Here is a 13,491-nt window from a genome sequence, read left to right on the forward strand (position 1 = left end):
CTCTATCTTTGCCACACGTTTATTCATCGTCTCGCACAAGGCTTCGAAGGATAAACCTAAAAAAAGCAGTTCAATTCAATATAATGAGGAAAATCAGGCTCTTATGAACAAAAGCCACTCACCCAAAAGTAGGCAAAAAGTACTGCTCCGCAGACGCCTAATTTCCTTGTAAAACAAGGCTATAAGCCAGTCTTTGTGATTTTCAACTGCTTTTTTTAGGATAAATGCTTCTTTGTATGCACATATACAGTCTATACATATATTCATATAAAAATCTAGATATATATTTGTATAGTAGTATGCTCCGCTCTTGTGCGCGAAAAATATTTCTACACTTCTCTGTAAACACGCATTCTCACTATCATTTTACCTTCACCGAGAATTGCTGAACTTACGGTGTTTGTGGTATTTAGTGGCTGTTTTCAGGTTTAAATCTTATGCGGACTTCTGTGCCGTTTGACCCGTCAAACTCTATAGTTCCTTCGAGTTGATTTATAAGTACACCTATCAGAGTCAAACCTAATGTCCTCGCGTCTTTGAAGTCAAAGCCTTCAGGCAATCCAACGCCATTGTCTTTTATGAATATTTCAACCTCATTATTGTCTAATATATGGGCTGATAGTTTAATCTCACCAACCATATCGTCTTTGAATGCGTGTTTTAGTATATTTGTCAGGATCTCATTTATTATTAAGCCACAGGGAACTACAGAATCTACATCTAATACAAAATCACTGACGTCCAATTTTATATCAATCTTATTTCTATCAATGTCGAAGGCAATAAATATATCATCTGAAAGATGTGTCACGTATCTTTTAAAGTCAATATCCGAAAGATATTCTGTGTGATGCAGTCTGTCATATACCAGCGCGATGGTTCTTATCCTTGTTAGGGTATCTACAAATATATTTCTGTCTGATTTATCTCTGATGTTGTCAATGTTAAGCCGTATAAGGCCTGAAATAACTTGCAGATTGTTCTTTACCCGATGCTGCAATTCCTCAAGCAATACATTCTTTTCTGAGAGAGATTTTTTTAAATCCTCCTCCGCTTTTTTCAGCGCGGTTATATCCCTTACAACCGCAAATGAACCTGCGCTGTTTTGATTATCATCAAGTATAGGCACCGCGGCAACCGAAACTATGATTTTTCCCCCATCTTTACATATGAATATATCTTCATTACGTATTTTAACGCCTCCTTCATGGAGTTTGACAATAGCATCTTCTGTCGTCTGTTTCACTTCCTCATCTATAAAGTTAAACACCGGGACACCTATCATCTCCTCAACCGTGTATCCAAGCATGTCAGCCATTGCCTTGTTAACAAGAGTAGTTGTTTTCGCCTCATCAATAAGCCATATGCCGTCCTGTGAAAGCTCTGTGAGCTGCCGGTATTTCTTTTCACTTTCTTTCAGTTCCCTCGTTCTTAGGGATATAAGCGTCTCAAGATTTTTTCTATAATCATCCAGTTCGCCCTCGACATACTTTCTTTCAATGACGCCGGCGAGTATCTGGGCAACGTTTATCAGAAATAATTTATCCCTGTCATTCCGTTCATATCCTTCGTCCACATAGAGATTGAGTACTCCCAACAATTTGTCAGGGGCGGCAATTGGGATACAGTAATGTCCATGCCGGGCCATATCACGATATGTAATAGTGTGCCCTTCTTTGCTGCAATCCGATGAAAATACTATCCTTTTTGTAGAGGCCGCTGATCCACATATACATGTCCCATAAGGAATCTTTGAGCAGGCAACCCTCTGTTCCTCGCTGAAGTTATGAGACGCTATGATTTGCAGCATTTTATTCCTTTCGTCACAGAGATAAATACTTCCTTTTGAGTGCAATGAAACCATAGTGTTTGTCATAATAATCTCTAATATCATCTGTAATTGCATGGCAAGAGAATCAGGTGATAATGATATTTTAAGGATAGAGTTTAAAATTCCCTGTTCTTTTGCATATCTTTCTGTTATGTCAAATTTCTTTCTGTTAATTTGTTCCAGCTTTTTCTGAGTTGTAATATCCCGAAAAATCCCGATTATCAATTTCTCATCGCCGGTATCAATTACCCCCGCGCTGATGCTCACGTCCAATATCGTCCCATCTTTACAAATCATTTTATCTTCCTCTACGTATGATTTGCCTTCATATGATTTGCCTTTTTTAATATGTTGCACAAAAGTTCTGGAAAACTCCCTGGCTTCCTCCAACACGTCAACAGGATGGAGCTGTCTCTGGTGCATACCTATAATTTCTTCCCTGCTATAACCAAACATTTCCAGCGCCTTTTGGTTTGCATCTACGATAATGCCTGTTTCTGCGTTTGCGGTCATAATTGCGTCGTTTGCAAATTCGACAATAGCCCTGTACCGCGCTTTCAGGATTTTATGGTTTGGACTTTCCTGTGGCGGCTGACTTTCTTTTCCTATGAGCTGCTCTTTTGTTTTTTCCACGCCCTCTTTCATCGAATATCCCCCATTTAAGCATTGATTCATTTAGAAATCGCCAGATTAAATACCTCGTCGTAAAATGTCGCTTCAATAGCGAAGTCTATGCAAAGCGCCAGGACATCAGACATCGTATCGGGCAGCTTTGCCATGTCTTTTTCTGTTGTAAGTATGATGTCTGCGCGGTGTGCCCCTGCGGCGCGAAGTATCTTTCGCGCGTCGGCCTTTGTGTAGTAGTGGTGGTCTCTGAATTGCATCATATGAACTATGTTCGCGCCCAATGATGTGAGCGTTTGATGAAAGCCGCTGGGGTTGCCGATAGCGCAAAACGCCATGACCCTTCTGCCGGCAATATGCGAAGGCGGGTGTTGTGCTCCGTCACGGCTGAGCAGACATGACGGCGTGTGCGCTGCCCCATAAACAAACTTCGATGAGGCCGGTTGCGGGATTGTTACGCCGTTAATCGAATAACCCGACGTATAAAGTTCCTTCGATGGACGCGCCATTTTGGTTTTGACGATGAGGTTAGCCCTTTTAAGCGCGTCTATGGGTTCTCTCATGCGTCCCGTTGGAAGGAGGCCGCCGCCTCCGAAAGGGTTCATTGAATCTATGAGGACGATGTCAACTGAGCGGTGCAAACCCCAGTGTTGAAACCCGTCGTCGAGGATAAAGAAATCCCCCCGTTCAGACAGAAGCCCTGCCTCGTATCTGTTGGCACCCTTGATGATTTCAACTCCAGGCAGTCTATGTGCCATCAGCACGGGTTCGTCGCCGCCTTGCTGTGCGGTTACTATCGGGCCCATGCCGCGGGATATAAAGCACGGGCCTTTGATGCTTCCCTTGTAGCCGCGCGTGAGGATTACAGGGCGCAGCCCACGCCTTTGGGCCTCCTTCGCAAGCGCAATAGCCGCCGGAGTTTTCCCCGTGCCTCCCACAGTAAGGTTGCCCAGGCTTATGACCGTATGCGGCAGCCGCCTGCGCCTTTTCAGAGCGCGCTGTTTTTCCCACGTGAAGGCCGAATAGTAGACGTATTGCAGTGGATTCATTGTAAACATTACTGCTGAAAGTGTATATTTTCCTATCCAAAAAAGAAAAGAGGTTCGATAAAAAATATGTTATAGCAATTTTGGCCTGATGAGGATCCTTCTTGACAGGGCAAACACATTTGAAAAATAAAGCAGAAGATACCTATGCCGTCATTCCGGCTTTGTCTCTTGCCGTCATTCCGGCTTGTCCAGAATCTTCCCTTTGGTGGGAGTTTCGTGATGATTGTGCATATTCTGAGGCATAAGGACAGATTCCGGACAAGCCGGAATGACAAATAAGGGAGGCAATTTCTAATGCGTTTGCCCTGATAGGATATTGACAATACCTCGGCGTCTGATTTAGTATTAAGGCATGGCTGAGAAGAATTTACGAATGCTTATTTTGCACTTTGACCAGAAGAGTATTGATGCCACGAAGGGTATTTTGCAGTACCTGGGGTATGGGAGTATCACAGGGGTTTCCGTGCCGGCGCGCGTATTTAATGTGCTTAAATCCGAGAAGTTTGACCTGCTTTTTGCTGACTTCAATACCATTAACATGTACGAAGGAGAGTTTCTTGACGCGTTAAGGGAAAACCCCGGACAGGTTCCCGTCAAGGTAATACTCCTGATAGACAGCGAAATTGCGGTGCAGGACCTTAAAAAAATGTACAGAGACGGCATTACCGCAATAATAAAATACCCATTCCAGCTCAATGAAATGGAAAAGGCCATAGAAGACTCCATCAGGAGCGTTCCAATGGCCGTCAGTAAGACAATCAGAAAGATCAGAGAGCTGGACTTCTTTTCTTTTTTGACAGACGAAGAGCTGATAACACTCCTGAAAATCAGCAAGTGCCGAAACTACAAAGAAAACGACATCATCTTTGAGGATGGCCAGCCCGGAGATAGATTCTATGTCATAGTGGATGGCATTATTGTCATATCACAGATGGTTAATAAAAAACGGGAACAGGTGCTGGCGCGGTTAAAGCGCGGCAGTTGTTTCGGCGAGATGTCCATCCTCGACGGCTCTCCACGAACAGCAAGGGCAAAGGCCTACGACGATACCGTGTTGCTTGAGTTCGACAAGAGAATCATGGAGGGCTACGACGACATTGTTACCCTTAAGCTATTTAAGAAACTGACTCATATCTTCAGCAGACGTCTGCGCGGTGCCAACATTAAGATAAAGCAAATGATGGCCGACCAGGCAAAATTAGTAGGCCGCGCCCAGGACGCCCCTGTAACATAACACAGCCCCGGACATAAGAAACCGCCACAACTTCATTAAACAATCACAATGCTTGTTATCGTTATAATATTATAATGCTTATTGCTTGACAAATAATCTATTATGTGTTATAGTGTATTGGTCGGCTGTATTATTTGTCGGCTAAGGGCGGCTGCCTGAATCATTATAATTGTTGTGAGGAGGAATTGTGGACGGCTTTGCAAACGAAAATAATCCTTTGAGGCTCGACATTGAAGGCGGCGAGATGTATCTGCCATTTGCCAAAAATAAACTCAGAGAGATGAAGCATCTTATGGCCATGAGGGGTATCTCTTTTGACAATCGTGTTATAGGTGTTGATGGCGCTGAGATACTCATCAAATCCATACCCGGCTTTGATTACATTTCAATCACCGCAACGCCCCGCAAACCCGGAGTTATGCTCATATACATAAGAGACACGTCCAGGGAGGCCGACGGCTATGAATATGAGTTAATCTATGACACATCAGGCAATAAAAAAGGCAAGGACTACAGGGTTTTACTCTATAGGCGCAACGACAGTAACGGCTCAGTTGGCCTTAGCCCTGATGGCTTGATGGGAGACGGCCTTTCAATCTCGGACACCGGCCTTACGCTCTGCGTTCAATCCGGTGATGGGGTCTATGCCGCTTCACTGCCTTCCATCTTTGCCTATAACGAAACGATAGATTATGCGGAGTTCATGCCGACCTCGTGGAGTTCGACTTTATTGGTACTGGACAAGCAAAGAGTAGTAGGCAGCAGCTATGTTAGCAACTGGTCTAAGACACAAGCAAAGGGGATGAGCAAATATGTTGAAGACCCGACACAGTTTATTTCTCTACCGGGAAGCAGACATGCCTACACAAGCGGCAGAGACGGTTATGTCACTGGCTGCATGTTTAAAAACCAACAAGAGCTTCTTGGCACCGGTGCTATGTACAGGGAGTTAAGCCTCTTCCCTGAGGATGAGTTTTATCAGTTATGGAAAAACGAGGTCGTATATAAGGCCACGCCAGAGGATAAAGACTATATTGTCGGCACGCTAATCGGCAGCGATTATATAACCGGCACGCCCTGGCAGACAGGATACAACTGGATGACCTGGCAGGTAATAGACATATTCGACAAGGACAACGCCCTTGTCAAAATAGTAAGCAATACTATACCCAAAGGTGGGACTATCCAATACCCATATACCCTGAATTTAACCGTGGACAGCAGATGGTATCTGGACAGGACGCCGCCGATTTTCTCTACTACCTCAGACACATGGGTATATAACGGCCAAACGGCTGTCAACGATACTACATGCAAGAGGATAGAAAGGCTGATGGTGGGAGATATAGAGATCGAAAACGCACAATACGTGGAATCGGTATATGACAGCAACCGTCTTGACTGGATACCTGGCTCAAAGCCGGCGATGACGCTGGTAGCTTCTTCTGGTGACGCCAAGGGCGGCTTTGGAGATGGCGCTATATCCGCAAGTGGAAGTGTGACGGGCAGCGGCAAGTTTAATGCCACACTAAAAGTCGAATCATTTTTAAACACCTCAACAGGCCGCGGCAACATACGCTTGTTGCCAATTTCTATCGGGGAAAGGCACAAGGCCACTAAATCAGGCTACCGTGATATTCACGTAACGGCCTTTGATAATATGAATGGCGCGGATTACTTTATTATCATATATAATAAGAGTTACGTTTATTTCTCAGAGTCAAGCGATACGCCAAACGTAAACGACGGGACAATTCCCACGCCGATAACGAGCCAAATAAGCCAGCCTACGGTTTCTTCATACTACATCGCGTATAAAACAAAGGACGGCAACCTGATTAAGGCTGCTTTGGCGGGGGACATTGCCGCGGCCTCGTGCCAGATAAACAACGGCTATATGGCCTATACATATTGTACCTTTGAAAATGGAGCGTTTGTGGCGAGGACGATAGGCATGATTGACATCGCAACAGGTACGAAAAACGAATGGGAAACTGACGACAACGACGCTCGCCTAAGCGGCTTTCAACACCTCCACCATGCGGCGATAGGAATATTGTGACCAGTTATTAATGAGTACATAAGTATGAGGACATGCTCTCGCACAAAATGGCCTTTCATTCTCGGTTGTCTTGTCGTCATTCCGGCTTGTCTGGAATCTGTTTCTACGCATCCTCAAGGCAAATAAGATTCCGGACAAGCCGGAATGACAGACTAAGGTAAATTTATTGCGATTTAGCGGTTAGCAATGTCATCTTACTAATGTACGGCTTAGTATATAAGAAGGAAACAGCATCTGCCACTGGGGTAGCAGCCTACACGAAGAAACGGTCAGCCCTGCTGCCTTATGCCAGCGGCATTGATATGGAGGGCAACGCGCACCCCGCCACCCTTCCCATGTAATCGTGGGGATGGGCTGCCTTAAGCGTGGACGCGCATGTTTATTTTTTATCTGTATCGGGCGTCTTATTCCTGTCGGGACTTTTGTTTATAGAGGCATATATCCCTTTTACCGCTTCAAGGACTCCACCAAAATAGGACATCATGTCTTCGTTGAGGTTAAGCCCCTTTTGCCGAAGTTCCTTCAGGAAGACCTCTCCATCCGATTGATTCCAGACGCCTCTGGTTTTCTTTACGAAGTCTGCCGTTTGAGAGGACATGTCTATCATAACATTCCTGATGCCGTCAATGTTCGTAGAGGCATTGTAAACCTTTTTCAATGTCTCAAGCACCAAGCCGACATAACGCTCCATATCGGTTGTCAGCTCAATGCCCTTTTTCTGCACCTCATCCAAAAAGCCCAGCCATGTCGTATGGTCCCATGTACCCTTCTGGCGCTCTACGAAATCACTGGCCAGCTCTAGTAGCCTATCAAAGGTCTCCGTCATCTTTTTGTTCATCATCGTCCTCCTCTGTCTTCCTGAAATAATTTATACCGACAGCTACTATGATGCCACATTCAGGGGGGGAAAAGCAATCAAAATATGCACGGTTGCACTATGGGATTTATTCTGAGCTGTGATGTCAATAGTGGACACTAAATCCCGCAGAGCTGAAAAGAAGTATGACACGTCGGCAGGAAAAGCTCCATGAACTCGCCTGCTTAAAAGAGACTTAGGCTAAACGTAACTTGACTAAAAACAAAAACTACGGCAATAATACAAATGCTTTCATATAGATTTTTACCTGAGGCAATATGCATGCCCAATTGTTATTTTCAAAACGGCCATACAGAAATATCATAGTTGAGCCTGATACCATGATGCGACTATACAAGTCTAACCCATCTTCAACAGCAGCGATGGATTTTGGTGTAGCATCAAAGGTAAATATTTAACAAAAGCAATATGATAAGTATAATCGCCGCTGTCTCTTCCCTAGCTCAACTGCCGCTGTCTGGTTTCTTTTGTAACCGCGAGTTAAGGCTTTCCGCGTACTTGGCGAGTTTCAGCAGGTACTCTTTCTGTGCCTCCGGGGAGGTCTCTGTGAGGGCCAGTTTGGTGTTTCTGATTATCTCGTCGGCGAGCTTCATATTTTCCTGATTTGCCTCTTCAATAGTCCTGTTCATAAGCCTGTCGGTTATCTTTCTCTGTAATGACGACGCCTCCGCCATTTTGTGCTTATACATGGCCATTTCGATGTTTGTTCGCAAGTCCCTCTCATGGAAGGGTTTTAGAATGAAGCCGAAGGGTTCTGTCAGTTTCGCCCTCAAAACGGTCTTTTCGTCAGAGTTAGCGGTAAGGTAAATCACGGGGATTCTAAACTGCCTTTGGATGGCCTCCGCCGCCTCTACGCCATCCATTTGCCCGGCTAATCTGACATCCATGAGCACGAGGTCAGGGTGCTTTTCCCCTGCCTTTTCAATGGCCATCTCACCGGTTGACACGGCGTCGCATACCCGGTAGCCCAGTCTTTTTACCCGTTCCTGTATCTCCATTGACACAATTGCCTCGTCCTCGACAATCAGGATGGCAACCTTGCCGGCTTCCTCATCGTCGGTAGCGTGTTTGGCGGCCTTATAGAAATCACATTGTTTACATGAGCCTAATCGTGTGCAGTGCGGGGATAAATCTTTCCGCCCGCTTAATGACCCGGCCACAAGCCAGCACTTCCTTTCCGAGTTTTGCAGCACAGCCGGACATGTGCGCATAACCTCCTGCGGACAATGGACGACCTCCCAGCATTTAGCCCCTGTCTTCCCGGCAAAAGGCTCGCTAACGTCATGAAACTTCTTAAATGCGTCTTTACAAATATTAGGATCAAACTTATCCTTGTTGTCCATTCTCAGATTCCTCCTCCGCCGACTGCTCTTTATTCATGGCCGTTTTTTGAAATGTTATCATAAACTCGGTCCCGCCGCTGCCAGTGAGTTCGAGTGTTCCCTTAATCTGCTTTACAAGGTTGTTGACAAGCTTTAGCCCCAATGAATCGGAATTAAAAATATCCACATCCTTTGGAACGCCCACGCCGGTATCGCCTATAACAAGACGCAGCATACCACCGGGGGTCTCATCAAGGCTTATATGTATTGCCCCTCTGGTATTGCCAGGAAAGGCGTACTTAACCGCGTTTGACACAAGTTCGTTTACGATTAAACCACAGGGAATCGAGGTCTCCACATCCAGCAGGATACTGGCGCATTTCATATTGAGGGTTATCCTGCCCCCGGGTACGCCAAAGGAATATAGAATATCTGACGCGAGTTCCCTGATATATTGCCCAAAGTCAATTGTGGCAAGATTCCCGGATTTATATAGTTTTTCGTGTACCAATGCCATAGAGCGGATACGACTGTGGCTTTCGGAAAGGACCTCCTGCGGGTTGACGTTTTTCAGGTTTATTGATTGAAGGTAGAGCAGGCTTGAGATTATTTGCAAGTTATTCTTTACCCTGTGGTGTACCTCCTTAAGCAGGATTTCCTTTTCTTTCAGCGACGATAAGATTGTCTTTTCGACACGCTGCCGCCTTTCAATCTCCATGTTAAGCTGTTCGTTGATTTCCTGAAGTCTCCGCTCATTCAGCTTACGCTCTGTAATGTCCCTTGATACGGCGACACATCCGAATACTTCCCCTGTCTTTGTATAAATTGGGTTTTTGATTGTCTCAAGATAAACATTCCCTTCACTGCCGCTTAATACCTGTTCGATTTGCACCGATGTCAATGTCTCCAATACCTCACGGTCACTTTCTCTTTCTTTTTTCGCAAATGCCGGGGGGAAGAAATTTTCATACGTCTTGCCAATAATTTCCTCCTCGCCTAATCCTATAAACTCCCTGAAGGCATTATTTACTAAAACGAATCCTCCGGAGATGTCTTTAATGCTTATCATATCTTTAATAGACGCCAGTAACGTGGTTAATTGTGAGCTTGTCTTTGTGTTTTCCACGCCTGCCTTTTCAATCTGCGTCTTATTGTCATTGAGGGCTACGATGTCCCGATAAGTCTTTAAGGCCAACAGCAGCGACATCTTAAAATCCCCACTGGTCAATGAGCCTTTTTCCATGTAACCGTTGATGTCGTATTGGACAATAACCTGCTGTTTAGGCATCTGCCCGGGCTGTCCCGTCCTGAGAATAATCCGTACGAGATTGTTTTTCAGTTCCTCTCTGATGAATTTTGTGACATTCAGGCCCGAATGGTCGTCTTCCATGACGATGTCTAAAAGGATAACCGCGATGTCGGGATTTTCGGTGATGAGGCGGTCTGCCTCGGCACCAGAATAAGCGCTGAGAAACTCCAGCGGCTTGTTGTCATAGACGAAATTATTTAACACCAGCTTTGTCATCTGGTGTACCTCTTGTTCGTCGTCAACTATCAGTATCTTCCATTTTTCTGTCGTCTCTGGCAGTGTGCCATCGCCGTCGTCCCGAAAAATGATCTTATCGTCGTCATAAAGGCCAATCATGCCGCTTTCTCCGTCGTACGAACATGACAATGCTCAAAGGCTGTGGAGGTTCGTCCGTTTGAAATTTGTATCCATAACTGTTGATAACGCAAAGTAGCCCGTCCCCATTTACCCTGTCCAAATAGCGCTATTTAATTTCCACCGGGTATTGCGCCTTTTCCCATTCATCCCAGCCTCCCTTAAGGGCAGATACCTTTGTGTAACCCGATTGTAACAGCCACTGTGCCAAACTGGCACTTGTGTGTTCTTCGTGTCAGGTGCAGTAGAGAACTATCTCCTTGTCTTTGGGGTATTTCTGAGACCACTGCCCAATCTGCGCTGGGTTTTCACGAATACTCCCTTTAATTCTCATCTTGCTGCCATCGTACGCCCCCTGTGTGCGTACATCAATGACAATTAAGTCAGGAGAGCCGAGCCTTGCCTTAAGCTCATCTACGGTAGTCCTTGGCACATCACCAGCGTTGGCTGTGCTTTGAATCATTGCGATACATAAAATAAACAACAACACTAACAAATCTTTTTTCATATGTCCTCCTCCTGAGTACTTCCTGTTAAATCAGTAAGCACAACGGTCACGTCAGCACGCCTATATCTTTTAGCTGCTCAACGAGCGCCTTTTTAGTTATAGGCTTTGTCAGATACGCCGTGCAGCCGCCCTTGTAGAATGCCTTTATTATGTCCTTAGGGTGGTCGAGGGCGGTAGTCATAACAATCTTCGCCTCTTGTGAAGGCATCGTCAGTCCCTGTTGCTGCTCATATTCACGCATTTTCATCAGCGCTTCATTTCCATCCATTACGGGCATCATTATGTCAAGGCAGATAAGGTCATAGGGTTGCTTCTCCTCATGCGCAAGGACAAATGCCTCAAATGCCTCCTTGCCGGTAACTACGACGTCGCAATCCCCATAACTTGTCAGCATCCCCTGTAATACAGTTCGATTGTTAGAATCATCGTCGGCTATTAGTATTCTCATTATTCCCTCCATCGTTAAATAATTAATATGCGCGCACGACTTTACTGATAAATCCCCCGTGCTCTCATGCCGTCAGAAATCTGTTGTTGATGCCTCTTGTTGCTGTTTTGGTTCGGTTTGTTGGTAGAGTGGAAGTTCCCAAACTATGATATTTTTATCAAGCGAGCCGGAGAGCATTTTATCGCCGTGGGCCTCAATGGCATAAACGCTGTCGCGGTGCCCGTCGAGTTCTGTTAAAAGGGTACCGCTTGAGAGGTCAAAAACACGTATTTTTTTATCCCATGAACCGGCAAATATTTTTTCATTATGTACGTTAATGCTGTAAATTCGGGCAGAGTTGGCCTTGATAGTATGCAAGGGTGCCCCTGTATTAATATCCCAAATAATTATTTTGTCGTCCCATGAGGCGGACAAGAGGCGGCCATCCGCAATGGTTAGCGCCCATACATTGTCCTTATGCCCTTCAAGGGTTCTGATGAGTTCGCCGGTCTCGATATTCCAGACTTTAATAGTCTTGTCCTCTGAGCCGGAGAAAATAAACCCTTCCGCTACGGCAATTGACCAGATACCCGCGTGGTGGCCTTCAAGGGTTCTGATGAGTTCGCCGGTTTCGATATCCCAGATTCTAACGGTTTTGTCATCCGAGCCGGAGACAATAAAACCGCCTGAAATCGCCACGCAAGGCACCCAGCTTGTGTGCCCTGTGAGCGTGTGGACGGCAACGGGGGGATTCTCCTCAATATTCCATATGATAATGGACTTGTCTTCAGAGGCCGACACCATAATATTCCCTGCAATATCCAGCGCGGAGACGCTGTCGGTGTGGCCTTCCAGGACTTTCAGCTTGTTAAAATATGCCCCGTCCCAGACGATAATTGTCTTGTCATCCGAGCATGAGTAAAACTTATCGCCGGTAGAAACTATGCAGTTAATGCCGGCTTTATGGCCGTCGAGAGTTCTGGCCGGATTGTATTTAGCCATAGCCAGGAGTTTTTTTATCCTCTTGATTTTCGGGTCCCCGCTGTATATGCCGTTGGGGTATTTCTCAATATATCTCTTGCAACCGGCCATTGAATCACAAAGGGCGAAGGTGAGCTCTTCCAGTCTTGCCTTTGCATCCTTGGCATATTTGCCAAACGGATAGAGTCTGAGGTACTCGGCGCACGACTGCAGACCTGTTATTTCGTTGTGGTAAATCTCCTCTATTGCCGCCTTAGCCTCCGCCTCGAATCTGCCTTCGGGGTATTTTTCCAGATAATCCTCATAGTCGGCCTTATTTTTGCTGAAGTTGGCCTTTCCCCAGAAATATGGCTCGGTAAATTTTCTTTCGAGTTTTATATCAAGCCTTTTTTCAGCTCCCTTGCCCACATTTACCACGCCATCGTAGGTATAGTAGCTGCCGTCGCTGACGTCTTTGCGTATTGATATGCTGTGAGTACCCGGGGGTATTCTGGTCTCTATGTTACTGTCTCCCTGCAGCACCCCGTTAACGTAAATCGGGGCGTCTGTCTGGTCGCATTGGATTATAAGGGTAGCCCTGTTGTTAAAAAAGAAGATGAACTCAATTATTATAGTCAAAACGCCCAGTAATATAACTACTATCGCTATAGTGTTTAATAGCCCCATTTTCGCCCTGCCTCTGTCCAGTAATGACGCATGCCACTATAATACTATATTTCGGCTAAAATAACAAACCCGCTGAGGCCACGGAAATACACGGTAATTTTGTTCTAACGAATAAAACAAGTTCTCATGGGAAGTTGCAATTATTTCCAGACCGTTCTTTTCTTTGTCTGTCATTCCGGCTTGTCCGGAATCTGTCCTTATGCCTAAGAATATGCACAATCATCATGAAACTCCCACTAAAGGGAAG

The 13,491-nt window shown here is 45.5% G+C and carries 10 protein-coding genes; 2 read left to right on the forward strand and 8 right to left on the reverse strand.

What is annotated here, in order from left to right:
• Positions 1-409: 409 nt before the first annotated feature.
• A complete protein-coding gene (locus AB7D94_RS13060) occupies positions 410-2,506 on the reverse strand; it encodes a PAS domain S-box protein (protein ID WP_420266328.1) in 2,097 nt (698 codons plus the stop codon).
• On the reverse strand, positions 2,503-3,504 hold the full coding sequence (gene lpxK / locus AB7D94_RS13065) for a tetraacyldisaccharide 4'-kinase (RefSeq protein ID WP_420266329.1): 1,002 nt from the start codon (positions 3,502-3,504) through the stop codon (positions 2,503-2,505). Before lpxK ends, AB7D94_RS13060 begins: the two co-directional genes overlap by 4 nt.
• Positions 3,505-3,877: 373 nt before the next feature.
• Between lpxK and AB7D94_RS13070 the strand changes: the two genes are divergently transcribed.
• Together AB7D94_RS13070 and AB7D94_RS13075 are read left to right on the forward strand one after the other, a co-directional pair.
• A complete protein-coding gene (locus tag AB7D94_RS13070; protein ID WP_420266330.1) occupies positions 3,878-4,738 on the forward strand; it encodes a cyclic nucleotide-binding domain-containing protein in 861 nt (286 codons plus the stop codon).
• 187 nt (positions 4,739-4,925) lie between these two features.
• Positions 4,926-6,800, forward strand: a complete 1,875-nt coding sequence (locus AB7D94_RS13075) for a hypothetical protein (protein ID WP_420266331.1) — start codon at positions 4,926-4,928, stop codon at positions 6,798-6,800.
• A gap of 379 nt (positions 6,801-7,179) precedes the next feature.
• Here AB7D94_RS13075 and AB7D94_RS13080 read toward each other — a convergent pair whose 3' ends face one another.
• From AB7D94_RS13080 to AB7D94_RS13105, 6 genes are all read right to left on the reverse strand, one after another.
• Positions 7,180-7,641: a hypothetical protein gene (locus tag AB7D94_RS13080; RefSeq protein WP_420266332.1), complete on the reverse strand. Its 462-nt coding sequence runs from the start codon at positions 7,639-7,641 to the stop codon at positions 7,180-7,182.
• A gap of 479 nt (positions 7,642-8,120) precedes the next feature.
• Positions 8,121-9,020 carry a response regulator gene (locus AB7D94_RS13085; RefSeq protein ID WP_420266333.1) on the reverse strand — a complete coding sequence of 300 codons (900 nt, stop codon included), beginning with the start codon at positions 9,018-9,020 and terminating at the stop codon, positions 8,121-8,123.
• Positions 9,004-10,644 (reverse strand): histidine kinase dimerization/phosphoacceptor domain -containing protein, encoded by a 1,641-nt coding sequence (locus AB7D94_RS13090; RefSeq protein ID WP_420266334.1) that lies wholly within the window; start codon positions 10,642-10,644, stop codon positions 9,004-9,006. The genes AB7D94_RS13085 and AB7D94_RS13090 overlap by 17 nt, the downstream gene beginning before the upstream one ends.
• A gap of 127 nt (positions 10,645-10,771) precedes the next feature.
• Positions 10,772-11,170, reverse strand: coding sequence for a rhodanese-related (seleno)protein (locus tag AB7D94_RS13095; protein WP_420266335.1), 399 nt, complete (start codon positions 11,168-11,170; stop codon positions 10,772-10,774).
• A 46-nt stretch (positions 11,171-11,216) separates the two neighbouring features.
• Complete coding sequence (locus AB7D94_RS13100) at positions 11,217-11,618, reverse strand: response regulator (RefSeq protein ID WP_420266336.1); 402 nt, start codon at positions 11,616-11,618, stop codon at positions 11,217-11,219.
• Positions 11,619-11,690: 72 nt separating this feature from the next.
• The gene (locus AB7D94_RS13105; protein ID WP_420266337.1) at positions 11,691-13,244 is read right to left on the reverse strand and encodes an outer membrane protein assembly factor BamB family protein; all 1,554 of its coding nucleotides are present in this window, start codon (positions 13,242-13,244) and stop codon (positions 11,691-11,693) included.
• Positions 13,245-13,491: the final 247 nt, after the last annotated feature.

The organism is Candidatus Magnetominusculus dajiuhuensis (assembly GCF_046044395.1).
Taxonomy (GTDB): Bacteria; Nitrospirota; Thermodesulfovibrionia; order Thermodesulfovibrionales; family Magnetobacteriaceae; genus Magnetominusculus; species Magnetominusculus dajiuhuensis.